Origin of the sequence: Micromonospora sp. NPDC023737 (assembly GCF_040639715.1) — a bacterium.
Lineage (GTDB): Bacteria > Actinomycetota > Actinomycetes > Mycobacteriales > Micromonosporaceae > Micromonospora.
Map to the genome: position 1 here is coordinate 33,848 of NZ_JBFAAL010000023.1, position 16,318 is coordinate 50,165.

At 69.3% G+C, this 16,318-nt stretch carries 14 protein-coding genes and 1 tRNA gene; 7 read left to right on the forward strand and 8 right to left on the reverse strand.

Annotated features, from left to right (window positions below; all coding sequences use genetic code 11):
* Positions 1 to 9: 9 nt before the first annotated feature.
* Together AB0F98_RS29360 and AB0F98_RS29365 are read right to left on the reverse strand one after the other, a co-directional pair.
* A complete protein-coding gene (locus tag AB0F98_RS29360; RefSeq protein WP_357742005.1) occupies positions 10 to 1,113 on the reverse strand; it encodes a glycosyltransferase family 9 protein in 1,104 nt (367 codons plus the stop codon).
* An 8-nt stretch (positions 1,114 to 1,121) separates the two neighbouring features.
* A complete protein-coding gene (locus AB0F98_RS29365) occupies positions 1,122 to 1,667 on the reverse strand; it encodes an Hsp20/alpha crystallin family protein (protein ID WP_357742008.1) in 546 nt (181 codons plus the stop codon).
* A 148-nt stretch (positions 1,668 to 1,815) separates the two neighbouring features.
* On the opposite strand from AB0F98_RS29365, the gene AB0F98_RS29370 reads away from it, so the two are divergent.
* Together AB0F98_RS29370 and AB0F98_RS29375 are read left to right on the forward strand one after the other, a co-directional pair.
* A complete protein-coding gene (locus tag AB0F98_RS29370) occupies positions 1,816 to 2,433 on the forward strand; it encodes a pyridoxamine 5'-phosphate oxidase family protein (RefSeq protein WP_357742011.1) in 618 nt (205 codons plus the stop codon).
* Between the two features lie 104 nt (positions 2,434 to 2,537).
* A complete protein-coding gene (locus AB0F98_RS29375; protein ID WP_357742014.1) occupies positions 2,538 to 3,284 on the forward strand; it encodes a hypothetical protein in 747 nt (248 codons plus the stop codon).
* Between the two features lie 8 nt (positions 3,285 to 3,292).
* Here the strand turns inward: AB0F98_RS29375 and AB0F98_RS29380 are convergent, their stop codons facing one another.
* Positions 3,293 to 4,471: a low temperature requirement protein A gene (locus AB0F98_RS29380; protein ID WP_357742017.1), complete on the reverse strand. Its 1,179-nt coding sequence runs from the start codon at positions 4,469 to 4,471 to the stop codon at positions 3,293 to 3,295.
* A gap of 256 nt (positions 4,472 to 4,727) precedes the next feature.
* On the opposite strand from AB0F98_RS29380, the gene AB0F98_RS29385 reads away from it, so the two are divergent.
* Complete coding sequence (locus AB0F98_RS29385) at positions 4,728 to 6,095, forward strand: FAD-dependent monooxygenase (RefSeq protein WP_357742020.1); 1,368 nt, start codon at positions 4,728 to 4,730, stop codon at positions 6,093 to 6,095.
* Between the two features lie 68 nt (positions 6,096 to 6,163).
* Here AB0F98_RS29385 and AB0F98_RS29390 read toward each other — a convergent pair whose 3' ends face one another.
* Both AB0F98_RS29390 and AB0F98_RS29395 read right to left on the reverse strand, forming a co-directional pair.
* Positions 6,164 to 6,754: an HAD family phosphatase gene (locus tag AB0F98_RS29390; protein ID WP_357742023.1), complete on the reverse strand. Its 591-nt coding sequence runs from the start codon at positions 6,752 to 6,754 to the stop codon at positions 6,164 to 6,166.
* A gap of 261 nt (positions 6,755 to 7,015) precedes the next feature.
* Positions 7,016 to 9,817 (reverse strand): M20/M25/M40 family metallo-hydrolase, encoded by a 2,802-nt coding sequence (locus AB0F98_RS29395; protein WP_357742026.1) that lies wholly within the window; start codon positions 9,815 to 9,817, stop codon positions 7,016 to 7,018.
* Between the two features lie 699 nt (positions 9,818 to 10,516).
* Here AB0F98_RS29395 and AB0F98_RS29400 point away from each other — a divergent pair.
* Positions 10,517 to 11,314 (forward strand): inositol monophosphatase family protein, encoded by a 798-nt coding sequence (locus AB0F98_RS29400; protein ID WP_357742029.1) that lies wholly within the window; start codon positions 10,517 to 10,519, stop codon positions 11,312 to 11,314.
* Between the two features lie 139 nt (positions 11,315 to 11,453).
* Positions 11,454 to 11,702: a hypothetical protein gene (locus AB0F98_RS29405; protein ID WP_357742032.1), complete on the forward strand. Its 249-nt coding sequence runs from the start codon at positions 11,454 to 11,456 to the stop codon at positions 11,700 to 11,702.
* Between the two features lie 609 nt (positions 11,703 to 12,311).
* Here AB0F98_RS29405 and AB0F98_RS29410 read toward each other — a convergent pair.
* Both AB0F98_RS29410 and AB0F98_RS29415 read right to left on the reverse strand, forming a co-directional pair.
* Positions 12,312 to 13,097, reverse strand: coding sequence for an HIT family protein (locus AB0F98_RS29410; protein ID WP_357742035.1), 786 nt, complete (start codon positions 13,095 to 13,097; stop codon positions 12,312 to 12,314).
* Between the two features lie 367 nt (positions 13,098 to 13,464).
* Entirely contained in the window at positions 13,465 to 13,749 is a 285-nt protein-coding gene (locus AB0F98_RS29415) for a hypothetical protein (RefSeq protein ID WP_357742038.1), read from the reverse strand.
* An 88-nt stretch (positions 13,750 to 13,837) separates the two neighbouring features.
* Between AB0F98_RS29415 and AB0F98_RS29420 the strand changes: the two genes are divergently transcribed.
* Positions 13,838 to 14,200 carry a tyrosine-type recombinase/integrase gene (locus AB0F98_RS29420; RefSeq protein ID WP_357742041.1) on the forward strand — a complete coding sequence of 121 codons (363 nt, stop codon included), beginning with the start codon at positions 13,838 to 13,840 and terminating at the stop codon, positions 14,198 to 14,200.
* 17 nt (positions 14,201 to 14,217) lie between these two features.
* On the opposite strand, the gene AB0F98_RS29425 is transcribed toward AB0F98_RS29420, so the two are convergent.
* Positions 14,218 to 14,291: transfer RNA gene (locus AB0F98_RS29425), tRNA-Thr, on the reverse strand.
* Between the two features lie 141 nt (positions 14,292 to 14,432).
* Between AB0F98_RS29425 and AB0F98_RS29430 the strand changes: the two genes are divergently transcribed.
* A complete protein-coding gene (locus tag AB0F98_RS29430) occupies positions 14,433 to 16,217 on the forward strand; it encodes a metallophosphoesterase (protein ID WP_357742044.1) in 1,785 nt (594 codons plus the stop codon).
* Positions 16,218 to 16,318: the final 101 nt, after the last annotated feature.

Here is a 16,318-nt window from a genome sequence, read left to right on the forward strand (position 1 = left end):
CCTCCCCACCTACCGGAGCAGTTCGTGGGCGGCCTCGATCACCTCGGCCACCGGCACATCGGTCACGAACGAGTCCCGGTGCGGGCACCCGTCGTCGCCGGGCCGGTGCGGGTAGATGTCGGTCGTGCAGTCCACGCCGCAGACCGGGCAGCGAACCGTCCACGAGATGATCGGCCGGTGCCGGCCGCGCAGCGGCGTGGCGGTGTTGATGAGGTTGCCGACCCAGAAGATGCCGACCGTCGGGGTGCCGACCGCCGCAGCCAGGTGCAGTGGCCCGGTGTCGTTGGAGATCACCAGCGCACAGTCCGCGTAGCAGCCGGCCAGCCCGCCGAGGCTGAGCGTGCCGACCTGCGGCCGGACCGACGCCTCGGCCGCCGCGACCACCCGATCCACCACCTCCTGCTCCGTCGGTGTGCCGGTGACCAGCACCTCGTACCCCGCGCCGGCCAGGTCACGGGCCACCTCGGCGAAGCGTTCGGCGGGCCAGCGCCGCCGGGTGTCGGTCGCGCCCGGATGCAGCGCCACCCGGGGCTGCCGGGCCGGGCCGAGCACCCCGGCCGCCTCGTTCCGGTCCGCCCCGGTGACCGTCAGCGCGGGCACGATCGTGGTGGCCGGTGCGCCGACGAGCGCCGCCACCTCCAGGTAGCGGATCACCTCGTGCTGGTAGTAGACGTACCGGATCCAGCGGTCCAGCGGTGGCGCGTTCTCGGTGCGCAGCCCGGCCGTGACCCGGGCGTCGAGCGCCGTGATCAGCGGGTTGGAGTTGGCGCCACCGCCGTGCATCTGCAACGCCAGGTCGAAGCGTTCCGCCCGCGCCGCGGCCAGGAATTCGTCAGTCGCGGCCGGCTGTTCGTCCGGCTCCGGCTCACGGATCCCGTTCGCGGGCGGCACCACCAGCACCCGGTCCACCGGGCCGGGCCGGTCGCGCCAGAGCTTCGCGTGCCACGGCGCGCCGAGCAGCACGATCTCCGCACCGGGGTACGCGGCCCGCAACGCGTCCAACGCCGGGATTACGAAGATGAAGTCGCCGAGCGCGTTGGCACGCAGCACGGCGATCCGTTCGACCTCGGGTACACGCTCGGCGACCGGGCCGAGCAGGGACGGGGCGACCACCGGGCCCGCTACGGCCGGTCGATCTCGCCGACAGCGGTGTCCGGGCGGTGCAACTCCCGGTCCGCGGCCGGATCACCGGGTGCCGGCGTACGGCCGCCGAGCGAGCCGGTACGCGGCCCGGCGCGGCCGACGGTGATGGTGCGCGGAGCAGGCCGGGCGGCGCGTGGCAGGTGGACCCGGAGCAGTCCGTGGTCCATCACCGCGTCGATGGCGTCCGGGTCGACGCGGATCGGCAGCTCGACGCGATACTCGAAGCCGCGGGTCTCGAAGCCGCCGGGTATGCCCTGGTCGGCGTTGACCTCGGCCTCGGAGCGCGCCCGTACGCACAGCTCGCGGTCGTCCAGCTCGACGGCCACCTCCTCCGGCACCACCCCGGGCAACCGGACGATGACCTCCCAACCGTCGGGCACCTCGGTCAGCTCCACCTCCGGCGGACCGGACCGGCCGCCGACCAGCCGGCGCAGCTCGGAGCGGAGCGACTGGAGTTCACCCATCGGGTCCCAGCCCTGCTGCCGACCACGCCAGCGGCCGAACCCGCCGCCCTGATCGCTCATGCCGTCGCCTCCTCCGGCCGGTCCGCGCGTTGCGTGAGGCGGTACCCCCGGGCGGTGCCGGCAAACCTCGGGACGATCGGTCGTACGCTGTCCGGCACGAGCCGCGGCGCGGCGGCTCCGCCTACACGTTCGGCGCGGGGAGGACCACGTGACGGTGGAGATCACTTCAGCGGAGGAGCTGCGCGAGCTGCTGGGCACGCCTACCGAACACGCCGCCAACAAGGAACGCACCCGACTGCACGAGCTGGACCGGCAGTGGCTGGCCGCATCACCGTTCTGCCTGGTCGCGACCGCCGGGGCGGACGGCAGCTGCGACGTCTCGCCGAAGGGCGACCCACCGGGCTTCGCGTTGGTGCTCGACGACACGACGATCGCGCTGCCGGAGCGGCCGGGCAACCGGCGGGCGGACGGCTACCGCAACATTCTGGAGAACCCGCACGTCGGGCTGCTCTTCATGATCCCGGGGCGGGCCGACACGCTGCGGATCAACGGACGCGCGCGGCTGGTCCGCGACGCGCCCTGGTTCGCGGAGATGACCGTCAAGGGCCACCGGCCCGTCCTCGCCGTGCTGGTGGAGGTCGAGCAGATCTTCTACCACTGCCCGAAGTCCTTCCTCCGCTCGGCGTTGTGGAAGCCGGAGACCTGGCAGCCGGACGTGCTGCCTTCCCGGGCCCGCCTGGTCAAGGAGCTGGAGGCTCCGGAGAAGGACATGGCGGACCTGGAGCGCCACTACGGTCCGGACTACCTGAAGAAGCTCTACGCCTGACGGCCGGCGGCGGCCGAGGCCGGGCGCCCAAAAAATAGACGATAGTAAACGCCGTTCGGCCGGAAACGGCAGTGGCCACGGTTAGGGTCATGCCCATGCGTCGAATGATCCCTGTCGTTTCGATCGCCCTCGCCGTGCTCGTAGCCGGCTGTGGCACCGGCTCCGACAGCCCCACCGACTCGCCCGCGCGTGCCACGTCCGCGGCAGACCCGGTCACCACCATCAAGGAGGGCATGGGTCGCGGCCTCTCCGGCACGGTCACCATGGACGCCTCGGTGAAGATCGGCCAGGCGGCGATGGAACTCACCGGCAAGATGGACCCGGCGGCCAAGGTGCTCACGGTCGTCACCACGGCACCCGAGGAGATGGAAGCCCGGCTGATCGGTGACGCCGCCTACATCAAGTCGGAATCGGTCGGTAGCGACAAGCCCTGGATGAAGATCGACCTCACGAAGCTCCGGCCGGAGAGCCCGCTGCGCCAGTCCTTCGACCTGCAGTCGCAGACCGGTCTGGTCGGCGGCATCGTGACCGCCGAGAAGGTGGGCGAAGGCAGTTACAAGGGCACCGCGGACCTGGAGAAGGCCGTGCAGGCCGCGACCGACGACGGCGGGATGCGCGAGGGCCTCGAGTCGACCGCCAAGCTGGCGAAGGACCCGAAGGCGATCCCGTTCGAGGCGACCGTCGACGCCGAGGGACGGGTCACCTCCCTCTCCTACACGATCGCCACGAAGAGCCTCGGAGATCTCGTCACCGAGCTGCGGATGAGCGGCTTCGGTGAGAAGGTCACGGCGACCGCGCCACCCGCCGGCGAGACCGAGGACGCCTCCCCGGACATGTACAAGTTCCTCTGACGCGCCGCCTAGCTGGGTGGTGCCGCCGGCTCCGGCGGCCGTCCTCGGGCACGCATCGCGTCGGCCACGGCGATCGAGGCCAGCACGATGGCAGGCACGATGGCGACCGCCAGCGGCGGCAGGAAGAACATCACCGGTGAGCCGGCGGCCAGCAGGATCAACCCGACCACCCGGTCTCTGGATACTCGGCCGAACACCGCGTACTCGAACATGCTCCGTCCGACGAGGAACAGCGCGGGCCCGCCGAGGATGACCGCGATCCAGGCCGGTTGCGTGTGCCCGAACGGGTGGTCGATGACAAGCTCGACAGCGATGGCGCTCGGGACAAGGCCGGCGACCATCACCAGGTGGGCGTTCAGCGCCAGGATGCTGGCCCGGACCGGGTCGGCCGCGGCGGCGAGCGCCACCGCCAGCAGTCCCCCGGCACGGTGGATGTAGATCCGCCACAGCAGCGCCGTGGTGGCGAAGGCGACCACGACCGCGGCGATCCGGGCGGGCCCGAATCCGCTGCCGCTGATGGTCAGCCCGGTGACCAGGACGAGCTCGCCGAGACCGATGATGAAGAGCTGCCGGTAACGTTCGGCCACATGTTCGCCGGAGATGGCGAACTCGGGTCGCATGTACGCGCGCCCCAACCACGGTGTCGGTAGGCCCAGCGCGACGCCCGCGTTCTCCACCACCACCGCCACCGCCCACAGCACGCTGCGCGCCACGTCGTGCGCGACCGCGCCCGCGATCCACGGCACCGCGGACAGGCAGTGCCAGAACAGCACCCGCGCGAAGGCGCGCCAAGCCTCGTGGGTCCGCAGCAGGAAAAGCGCGATGAGCGCGCCACCGATCTGCGTGACGACCAACGTCACCGCGAAGAAGAGACCTCGGCCGTTGAACGCCTCCGGCGCCGCGGCGGCCATCAGCAGCGTGCCGAACATGGTTGCGAGGACCAGCAGCTGCACCAGCGGTTGCTGCGGATTCATCCGGTCGGTGAGCCCCGCCGTCGCGGTCCAGACCCCCCACAGGGCGAGCAGCAGCACCAGCGTCTGGAAGGCACCCTGCCAGCTCAGGTTCTTCACCAGCCCGGCGGAGAGCGCCGCGAGCGCGAAGACGAACACCAGGTCGAAGAAGAGTTCCAGGAAGGCGGCGCGTGGTTCCTCCGGTCGGCGCAGCAGCGCGGCTACCCCACTCGTCATCGCTCGCCCGTTTCTACCGGTTCCGGCTACCGGCAGTCGTACCACACGGGAACGCCCGCGAGCTGCGAACCCACAGCTACGGGTCGGCGGCCGATTCCGCGCACCGAACCGGCTCCGCGCAGGCCCTCGGTGGCATCGTGCCGACCGGTGGCCGACCGGCGGGTGGCGGCCGCGCGTCGGAGGCTCGTACCCGATCTCCGGTCGGTCTCCGGACCCTGGCCTTGCCGGACCGGGGGTTGGCGGGCAGATTCGATTGATGGACGCGGATGTGGTGGTTGCCGGATGCGGACCGGTCGGAGCAGTCCTCGCCGCGTTGCTCGGCGACCGTGGCATCCGGGTCGTCGTCGTGGACCCGGCGTCCGACTCCAGGTCCGGGTCGCATGCCCACCCGCGAGCGGCGGTCCTCGATTCGCACGTGCAACGGATCCTCCGCCGCATCGAAGGCCTGGCCGGCTGGTACGAATGGGCCACGGCGTTGCGCCGCTCGCGACTGCTCGACCCGGACCGCCGCACGTTGCTGACGCTTCGACTGCCGGACGGTGTGCCGGCCGGCGTCATGCTCGACCAGCCGCGCCTGGAGCGGGCGCTACGCGACCGGCTGGCGCGGATGCCCACGGTGCACCTGCACGCCGGCCGGTCGGTGACCGCGCTGGACCAGGCGGACGACAGCGTCGCCGTCACGCTCGACGACGGCTCGACGATGACCGCCTCCTGGCTGGTCGGCTGTGACGGGGCGTCGAGCACCGTACGGGGCTTGATCGGAGCTTCCTACGACGGCGTCAGTTACCCGGAGCCGTGGCTGGTCGTCGACGCCCGCACCGACGAGCCCGGCAGCGGCGAGCCGACGTTCTCCTACGTGCTCGACCCGGCCCGGCCGATGGTGGCGTTCGAGCGGCAGGGCGCGCGGAGATGGGAGTGGAGGCTGCTGCCCGGCGAGGACCCGGCCGGCATGGTGGCGCGGGCCGGGGAGCTGATCCGCCCGTGGGTGGATCCTGCGGCGCTGCGGATCGAGCGGGCCGCGGTGTTCACGTTCCACGCTCGTACGGCCTCGACGTGGCGCCGCGGCCGGGTGCTCCTCGCCGGGGACGCCGCGCACTCGATGCCGCCGTTCACCGGTCAGGGCCTCGGCGCCGGCCTGCGCGACGTCGCGACCCTGTCCTGGCTGCTGGCCGACGCGCCCGGTGACCTCGACCGCTACGAGCGCGAGCGGCGGCCGGCCGTGGCACGGATGACCCGCAGCGCGCTGCTCACCGGTCGAATCGTGCTCAGCCGCAACCGTCTCGCGGCAGCCGCGCTGCGCCGCTTCGTCCGGACCGTCGGGCTGCTCCCAGGGCTCGACGCCCGCGTCGGCAAGGCCGCCGCGGCGCCGGAACGCCTCCCCGACGGCACCCGGCAACTGCCCGACACCCCGCTCGTCGTCGATGGCCGGCGGACCACAGTCGACGAGTTGCTGGGCAACCGGTGGGGCGTGATCTGCGGCGGGGCCGGCACGCTCGACCCCGAGACTCGGGCGTGGCTCACCGCGCACGACGCCGTCTTCGCTGACGTGGACGGGTTCGGCAAGGGGCAGGTGACGATCGTGCGTCCCGATCGCTTCACCGCGACCACCGTCCCGCTCGACTGAACACCCCCGGCCCGGCGGCCGGCCGTCACCGTCGCGCCGCCGCCCTCGCGTCGGCGACCCGTGGCTGCTTACCGCATGCGCTGCTGCGGTACCCGTACGGACGCCATGCCGGCCGCGGTCGCGGCCTGGATGCCCATGTCGGTGTCCTCGAAGACCAGGCAGTCCTGCGGAGCGACACCGAGAAGCTCGGCTGCCCGCAGGAACGCCTCCGGGTCCGGCTTCGCCCGCGCGTAGTCGCCGGCGCAGACCAGCACGTCGAACTTGTCGAGCAGACCGAGCGTGCCGAGGGAGGCGGTGACGGACTCGCGGGTACTGCCGGAAACCACCGCGAACGGAACGCGCCGGTGGGACCCGACGATGTGTTCGAGGACTTCGGGCACGGCGGTGAGCTTCGGCAGGAACTGCCGGAAGAGGGCCTCCCGACGTTCGGCGACGGCCGCCACCGGCATGGCGAGACCGTGCCGCTCGTTGAGGTCCACGATGATGTCGGCGACCGGACGACCACCCCACGCGTAGAAGAGGTCCTCCGGGAACTCGCAGCCCCACTCCGCCAAGGCCTGCTGCCAGGCGACATAGTGCAGTGGCATCGAGTCGACGATGGTCCCGTCGCAGTCGAAGAGGTACGCCCGGTATTCACCGGCAGGCAGGGGCAGGCTCACCCGATGCAGGGTAGGACCTCCCGCAGCCCAGCTTCGAGCCGGCGTAGTCATGCATCGCCGCGGCCGCCCGGTGGCAGGCCGGGCCGGTTCTCCTCCAGACCCGGTTCAAGGAGCTGAAAAAAGGACCTAGCCCCGAGAGGCCGCCCCGGCACCATGCCGGGGCGGCCTCCGCTGGACTGCGCGCCGCACGGAGGCCGGCAACGATCTGCCGGGCACTCCATGCCCTCTCGTACGCGCGTTGAACTTCCGGTTGGCGGAGCGTCAGACGATGTAGATCGACCGCACCTGGGTGTTGCCCTTGGTGTCGACGTACACCTTGTAGTCGCCGACGGTGTAGGTGCCGGCGGCGTTGTTGTCGATGGTGAACGTGGCCGTCTGGGCCGACTCGCTGCCGTCGACGTGGGTCTGCTTCACCGTGACGGTCAACTCGTTCTCGTTGCCCTTCAGCTTCTTCACCACCGCCGACGGCTTGACGTCGACGACCGCGTTGGCGACCGTCACGTAGACCGCGTCGGGCGAAGAGAACTCCGCGTTCTTCTGCCCATCACCGAACTGGAAGAAGCCCCGCTGCTCGACGGCTCCACGCCCGGGGAACGGATCCGGGTGCGAGGCCAGGTAGTCCGGATTGACCTTGTACAGGTCCGTCTTGGAATCCGCGAGGACGGGCTTCACCCCGGTGTACGGGGCATCGGTGATCGCGAGGTTGACCGACAGGTAGATGGCGTCGGGGTTGGTGGCCGAGGTACGCGAGGAGAAGTACTTGTCCGCGCTCTGCCCCGCGGGAACGGCCAGCGGGACGACCTTGTCACCGACGAGGATGTTGAACTGGAAGTCGCCGTAGCCGCCGGCCACGAACTTCGCCCAAGCCGCGTCCGACATGTGGTCGGGGCGCTCGACCTTGAACTCCAGGCGCATCGGCGCCACATACGTGCTGCTCAGGTACTCGGGGTCGGTCAGAGGCAGATAGACGCCGCCCGGCTCGTGCCCCAGTTCGTAGGCGGACGCCGTCGGCGTCGAGTTGCCGCGCCCGTTCCACATCGGGATGTTGAACGACGTGGCGCCGAGCAGGGCCTGGGAGCCCAGCCGGCTCTTGTCGACGGCGGCCGAGGCGTCCTTGTAGGTGCCGATCGTGGCGTCGAGCAGGTCGAGGTCTGCCCGGTCGGAGTTCAGCCCCGGAATGTCCGCCCACATGAACTTGGCACCGGCGGGACCGGAGTAACGGGCCATCTCCAGCATGCCATCGGCCATGATCTTGGTCATCTGCACTGCCGAGTCGACCTTCATCCGCTCGTTGGCGGTGTGCCACCAGCGCTCGTTACCCGGGATCACCGCGCCGAAGGCGGTCATCTTGTTGCGGAAGCTGCTGGCCAGGGTGCCGCCGGTCGTACCCTGCGGATAGACCACGTCCCGGAGGGCGTACGGATCCGCGAACTCCTCCGTGTTGCAGTTGATCGAGGCCTGGTAGCTACCGAACTGAAGGGCCGTCAGCGGGTTGTCGTGCGTGACGTACAGCCCGGCGCCGACGGGCGCGCCGAGGCTGCCGATGGTGAACCCCTTCGCCTCGAAGGCGGCCGTGACCGCCTGCGTCGCCTGGCTGGAGTCAGCGGCGGTGACGTGCATGCTGCGCACGTACATCGGGATGCTGAGGCTGCCGGAGGAGGCGGTGTAGAAGCTCGTCGGCGTCTCCGAATTGATGCCGCCCATGAGGGCGAAGGTCAGGTTCGGGGTGCCGTTGCTCGGGTTGCGCAGCAGGTTCGCCGGGATGCCCATGTACTTGCCGATGTAGGCCTCGCCTTCGACCCCGTCGCGGAAGAACAGGTCGGCGATGCCGTCGGCAGCCTTCTTCAATTGCAGGTCGGCGGCCGTGCCACCCAGCGCGCCAAGCCCCTGGGAGAGGAGGAACATTCCCCACACGACGGCATTCTTGCCGTACTGCGGGGTCGGCATCTCCATCGCCACATCGGTGTTGATCTCCAGCGTGAGCGAGTCACCGGTGATCGTGGTCTGCACCTTGGGGGTGGTGCCCGGAGCGGCCGGGAGCCAGCCCTTCGTGGTCGCGGCGGCGGTGATCGCCGCGACGAATCGGTCGCGCTCGGTCTCGCCGGACCCTGCGACGTCAAGGGTGAAGATCGCCCGGGAGGCGATCTGCGTGGTGCTGCCGTAGGCGATGTCCTTGAGCGTCGGATCGCCTTCCCGCAGGGTGACGCCGGCCTTGGCGTCCGTCAGCCGGAAGGGCTTGGCGCTGTCCGCGGACAGGTTCATCGACACCGACGGGGTGACCGATCCGGAGTTGCCGACGATGACCGGGAACCGCGAGTCGGAGGTGTAGCCCGCGATCGGCATCTCCTCGCGGTTGAGGTTCTTGTAGGCCCAGTTGTCGTAGAAGCTCGGGTTCGAGTTGTACGGGATGGACTGGAAGGTCGCGGTGTTCGCCGCCGAGGGCGTACCGGGACCGCCGTCCTCGTAGATCCCCATGACGATGCGGATCCGTCGGTCGAGAGGCAGTCCCGCCTCGAGCAGCGCCTTGGCCGCGAGCAGCGTCGCCAGCGTCGGACCGCTGTCGTCCTGAAGTCCCGCCCCGTAGATCCAGCCGTCCTTGACGTAGGGCGAGTGGTACGCACCAGGAGTGCCGAAGTTGCCGTCGGCGTCCCGCCAGCGGGCCAGCTGAGCCGGCGAGACGGAGGCCGTCGGCGAGTCGAGGTGGCTCAGCGCCATGACCATTTCCGGGGCGTCCGGATCGCCGATCTCCACGTAGACGTACTTGTCGGGCTGGCGTTGGACCACCACCGGGAAGCCCAGGTCCTTGGCCAGCTTGACCACCCAGGCGAGCTTGGCGACCTTACGGTCGTACTCGTTCTGGTTGGCCGCGGTGTTGCTGACCGGGAAGGGGTACGACGTCGCAGCCGTGCCGCCCCGGGAGATGGAGTCGTAGCTCGACCCGTCCAGCATCGCCCCGATCAGACTGAGCGGATCGTAGGTTCCGTCGCCCACCCGCGCGCTGTTGACGCGGCCGGCCAACGCCTCGACTTCCGCGTGGATCGCGTCCCGCTCGTCGCCGGTCACCGACAGGTCGTAGGTGGTACTCGGCTGGAAGCGATCTTCGCCGAGGCCAGTCCCTCCCGTTGCGAGGCCGCGGCCGGCGGCAAACGCGGGACCGTTACCCGCTACACCAATGGACAGGACCAGTGACATGCCAAGTGTCAGGGCAAGAGGTTTCTTCCGCATCGCCGTGACCTCCCCGAATGGTCAGAGCCAGAAAAACGTGGGATGAATCTTGATGTACGCGAGACCCTTGCAGGCCCCTTCCAGCTTGTCAATGAGTCTTCGAGGTAACGGTTGGTGACGCTGCCGGCCGTGACGTCAGCGCCTGCTCACGCGGACGCCCGTGCCGCGCTTGTCGGGGCCGCCGCCGGGCCGATACGACGCGAAATGCGCCGTAAAACGAGACGATCCAAAATGCACGGTTGAGTTCGTTTCGCTCGGTTGTGGCAATGGCGGAGTCGGAGGCGTGGTGGCCGTGTCCTCACCACTACAACCTCGCCGGGCACTCGATGCCGCCACCCGCCGGCAGCTGGTCTCCACACCGATCCGGCGGTACCGGTCGAGGCCGAGTCCACCCCGGTTGCTCCTGACGGATGGCTTCTCGGGCCGATGGATGACCGACTTGGCTGTACGGATGGCTGCACAGCCGCATGGTCGGGCCGGACGTCATCACGATGTGCCCGAGGTCCCCTGAGTAACCGGCCCGGGTAGTCTCCGACGATGGCTAGCCGGTTCGAGCAGGACCTCAGTTTGGCGCTGGAACTCGCTGAGCAGGCCGACAAAATCACGATGGCGCACTTCGCTGTCGGATCGGCCGTCACGGTCAAACCCGACCGAAGCTTGGTCACGGAAGCCGATCTGGAAACGGAACGGGCACTCGCTGCTGTATTGGCTGAGCGTCGGCCGGAAGACGTCATTGCGGCAGAGGAACTACATGGCGACCGGGTCGGCGGTGGCCGCTGCTGGGTGATCGACCCGATCGATCACACCAACAACTTTGCTCGTGGCCTGCCGTACTACGGCACTTTGATAGCCCTGCTTGAAGACGGCCGCCCGGTAGTGGGTGTGGTCAGCGCCCCCGCGCTCAGGCGGAGATGGTGGGCTCTTCGTGGCGGCGGAGCGTTCGCTGACGGCCACCCGATCCGAGTGTCGGGCGTGGGAAGCCTTGCTGAGGCGCATTTGAGCTTCGCCCAACTGGAGGCGTGGAGTCATCGCCAACTGCTTGATCCATTGGTCGGGCTGGTGTCCGACGCACGCTGGACTTTCGGATCGGGCGGATTCCTCGCACAGATGGCAGTGGCGGAGGGAACGATGGACGTCGCCCTGGACCCCACAGGGTATGTGTGGGACCTGGCACCGAGCCAGATCATCGTGGAGGAAGCCGGGGGAACCTTCACCGACGTGAATGGGGTCGCCGACGCCAGCCGCGGAACGGCCATTGTGAGCAACGGCCTTCTGCACGAAGAGGTGCTTTCGAGGCTGACAGCGGCTAAGGGACGTGCCGTCGGGCAGTTGTAGACCCCCCAGGCCTGGCGGACCTGGCTGCTGGCCCACGGAGAGCCCGCCGATATTGATCGGTTTGGCTCCTGCTCAGGACACCCGTGCCCGTCCTCCCACGCCCACCAGTATCGCAAGGTTTGCTTGCTACGGTCCGTGCATGGGCTTGTCCAAACGCTCGCCGTATGTAGCAACGATCAACGGCGAGATTTTTCGGTGTGTGGTCTGCCAGGGCGGCCTCTTCACCAGCCGCACCATCAAGCTGAACACCGGGGTCATGGAGTTCCTCGACATGGCCTGGGCCAACAAGTCCTCCCTCGGCCTGATCTGCACGAACTGCGGTTACGTACACGAGTTCCTCGGTGATGCAGTGCGACTGCGGGATCCGGAAACGGGCATAGCCGGCTAACCCGCCCCGATCGCCTGAGGCGCATCTCCGCCGCGAGTCCGCGCCTTGAACCGCTTGGCCGGCAGCCGGCCCGTCCTCAGGTCGGCCTGTGGGCCTTTAGATCCGCCTGACGGAATCGAACCGTCGACCTACGCATTACGAGATCAAGTTGCCCACCTCGGTCTACCTGCCCTAACCCCGCCTGGCCTGCGGGAACCCCTCTTGGCATCTCTCAGTGTCTGTGGTCGCGGTCCGGCCTCTTGAGGACTAAATGAGGACTGATGCAGTGCGGTGCCGCCATCTGATCCGTAGATTCCCAAGACCCCTTCGCAGCCGTTCGGCAACGTCCGCGTCGCCCTGGTCCTCGCGCTCCCGGCGGCTGGATCGGTCCGGGGTCGTCCGGCTTCGTCCGCCCCGATGGCTCCCGGCCGTGGCTCCCAGACCTGTCAGCTTGGGAATTGTCGATCTCCGGCAGGCCACCGGCTTGGCGGCCTAGTCTCGGCAGACTCTCGTGGCCCCGATTGGCCCCCGCTGTCCTCGCCCAATGGCACGCTAATGGCACGCCCGGTTGCTCTTACCGTTGCTGTCGCGGGCGGCCCTCCTTGGCCGGTGTCTTGCGGACCCCGATGTCTATTCGACGTCGGCAGAGTTCACAAGCTCTCGCAGTCGGCGCACCTCGTCGAGGATCTCGCCGTCGGTGGGGACGATGAGCACCGGGCGGCCGGCCGGATCCCGTTCAGCTACGACCATTCCCAGCGTGACGGCCAGCGCGGCACGAAAGTCGCCAAGTTGCTGGGCTGGATCCCCGACTAGTTCGCGGGCGGGACCCCCGACTTCGAATGCGGCATTGCGTTTTGCGATCTTGTTGACCTCGTGGAGTGCACCGACGAGGCTTTCTGGTACCGCGTCGTTCTCGTCGCGGCCCGTGGACGGCCCGTGATGGCCTTGACTGGTGTCTGCTGCGCGAGCCAGCCACTGTGCGAGGGCGCTCGCTACGCCGTCCATCTCGTCAGCGTTCACCGCCTGACCGTCCGGCTGCCCCAGGAACCCAAACACGTTCGGTCCCCGGCGGTCAGCGGGCAGATCGGCCGGCCGTGGGATCACGTGGAAGTGAACGTGGCCGAAGCCCTCCGCCTCCGCGAACTGCACGACGTACGTCTTCACGCATCCAGTCACGGCATGCAGCGCTCGCGACAGACGCACCTGCCAGTAGCCCAATCCGGCGGCCTCGGCATCGGTCAGGTCAGCGATGGTGAGCACGTGACGACGCGGGAGGAGCACGAGCCAGCCCGGTAGCCCGGTGCCTACGGCATGCGCCACACGCCAGTGCTCATCGCTTGCAATCCGCTCACGCGGCGGCAGTTCGTCAAATCGGGCGGCGTTCTCACAGGAGAAGCAACCTCGCTTGATCGTCACTGTGGCAGTAGAGCTGATGCTGTCCGCTTCTGCCACCCCGCCTTGGGGGCGGATCTCCTCGTCGGGCAGTCGTAGACCGTCCAGCCTCCCCGGACGGGGACAAGGTGGAGCGACTGCCGAATTCCCCTCTTAAGGATCAAGGCGGCGCCGGCCCGGCCCCGGCCTGCTGGCGACCCTACTGGACGAACGACCTTGGCCCCGTCCCGGGAGGCTGGTAGCCCTTGTGGTGCCCGGCGAGGTGATCCGCCCGCCCGATCTCTGAGGAGGGCCGGGGTTCGGGGCGGAGCCCCGAGGTCTTCCAGGTCTTGCCGTCCGTCAGCGTGGCCGGCCGGCCCGGCCGATGCCGGCCGGAGGTCAACGGGTCCATCTATGTGATGCCCCTGGCAAACAGCGCCACCACAGTCGGGTTTTTCGTGCTGAGGCCGATTCGCTCGGCCCAACGTCCGAGGCCGATGAGTCCAATCTCGTGGGCCTCTTGTTCAGTGACGGCCGTGACCACCGCGCTCAGGGTGGTCGCACGATCGCCAAGCTTGGAGATGGCGATCGGGTGTACCCGTGGGTCGTCCGTGTCGCCGTCACTCTCGCACCAAGCGGGCGACGTTCCGGCGTACTCCACTGTCATGGCCCACGTCAGGGTGGCTGCTGATTTCATGGCTGTCCTTTTGAAGCGCAATTCGGCAGTCTGGAACGCAACGCTATGCGTCGAGTAGTTGCGTGCAGTAGGCGGCGGTCGCATCGTCGTGGGCCTTGCCCGGGGCCAGCGCTCGCCGTGCAGGTCGGAGTCTTCTGCGGCACGAACGCGGCGGATCAGCTCGGCTGGGCCGGTCGGGCTGGCTGGGCTGACTCCGCACGACCTGGGGCACACGGCGGCGAGTTTGGCCGTGGCGGCGGGTGCCAACGTCAAGGCGGTGCAGCGGATGCTCGGGCACGCCTCGGCGTCGATGGCCCTGGACGAGTACGCGGGCCTGTTCGGTGACGACCTGGACGCGGTCGCCAACCGACTCGACGACGCGGTAGCGGCACGCGACAAGGACCATTCAAGGACCGGCACGGCCGGCCGCAGTGTTGTCGACCTCGGGAAACGGCGAAGCCCAGGCCGATGACCTGGGCTTCTGCACCGAGCCGCCTGACGGAATCGAACCGTCGACCTACGCATTACGAGTGCGTCGCTCTAGCCGACTGAGCTAAGGCGGCAACGGTCACCAAGTGTACGGCACGGCTCCGCAGCCACCGAATCCGATACCCCCGTCATCGCCTGCCCCGAAGCCGGGCATCAAGCGCGAAACCGTCGTTCGCCGGACAGCGCTCGCGTTGGGGCCGGACTACGCTGCGCCCGTGACCGACGATCACGCCCGCCCCGACGACCCGGACCGCCCCCTCGACGGCCGGTCGGCCGCCGCGAACAGCGGCGACCAGGCCGCCACGGGTCGGGCTGGGGAGCGGGCCGCCCGCCGACCCCGGAGCACCGACCCGCTGGAGTTGGGCTTCACTCCACGCAAGCCGGTCCCGTGGCTCGCGCCGTTCCTGCTGATCAGCACCGGCATCCGTACGCTCCTCGCGATGCTCTTCGGCGCGTACCTGGACAAGCGGGAGCTGCAGAACTCGCTCGAGGCCCGCATCGAGCGGCAGGTCGGGCCGGACGGCGGGCTCTGGCTGGACTACGTGGCGGACCTGGGCGACGGCTTCAACGCCACCTACTCGATCGCGTACCTGCTCGCCCAGCCGGAGCTGGACATCGACGGGCACCGGCTGCCGCGCGCGCAGACGCTCGTGATGGGCGGCGACCAGGTCTACCCGTCGGCGGCCTTCGAGGCGTACGAGGACCGGTGCAAGGGCCCCTACCAGGCGGCGCTGCCCGTCACCCCGCCCGAGCGGCCCACGCTCTTCGCGGTTCCCGGCAACCACGACTGGTACGACGGTCTCACCGCCTTCCTGCGGCTCTTCGTCCGCTCCCGGGATCGACACTTCGGCGGTTGGGGTACCGGCCAGTCCCGGTCGTACTTCGCGGTCGAGTTGCCCGCCGACTGGTGGCTGCTCGGCCTGGACGATCAGTCCGGTTCGTACCTGGACGACCCGCAGCTGGCCTACTTCGACACGGTGGCGCAGCAGCTGGGTCCGCAGAGCCGGGTGATCCTGGCGGTGCCGGCACCGACCTGGGTCAAGGCCGTCGACCATCCCACGGCGTACGACTCGATCGACTACTTCATCCGTACGATCATCGCGCCCACCGGGGCCCAGGTGCGTCTGCTGATCTCCGGCGACCTGCACCACTACGCCCGGTATTCCGGCCCGGACCGGCAACTCGTCACCTGCGGCAGCGGCGGCGCCTATCTCTATCCGACGCACAAGCTGCCCGAGCGGATCGAGGTGCCCCCGAAGGACACCCTGGCGCGGCGGGCCAGCCTCTCCCGCCCGTACGACCTGGCGGCGCGCTACCCCGACGCACCCCGCAGCCGGCGGTACGGCTGGGGGATCTTTCCCCGGCTGCCGCTGCGCAACCCGGGCTTCACGACACTGCTCGGCACCCTGCACACCCTGCTGATGCTCGCCATGGCAGGCGTCGCGGCTAACCGGGTCGGCACGACCGAGCAGCGGCTGTTCAGTGTGCCTCTGGTGCTGATGCTGCTGGTCACGCTGCTCGGGGCCGCGTTCTTCGCGAAGCCGCCGAGCGCCGGTGGCAAACGGCACGCCCGGCACTGGATCCTCGGCGTCGGGCACGGGCTGGCTCACCTCGCACTGGGTGCGGCCGGTACCTGGGTCTGGTTGCAACTGCCCTTCGCCGACTGGCCGTGGCCGCTGCCGGTGGTCGCCGCCGCGGTGATCTACGGCCCGGTCAGCGGCCTGGTGGCGAGCCAGTTGGTGGCGGCGTACCTGCTGGTCGCCGGCGCGTTCGGGGTGAATCTCAACGAGCTCTTCGCCGGGCAGGGTATCGAGGACTCGAAGGCGTTCCTGCGGATACGGATCGACCCGGACGGCGCGCTCACCATCTATCCGATAGCCGTGGATCGGGTCGCCCGGGACTGGCAGGTCAACCCCGACGAGACCCCCACGGCCTCCTGGCTGACCCCGAGGACCCCCCTGACCCCCCGCCTAGCCGAACCCCCAATCAAAATCACCTAACCACCCACCCCACCCCCTCCCACCCCACCCGGCCGCCCGGACCCCGGGATTCCCGCGGTGATCATCAAGTTATTGCCGTGACACGCCGAGGCGGCCGGCAA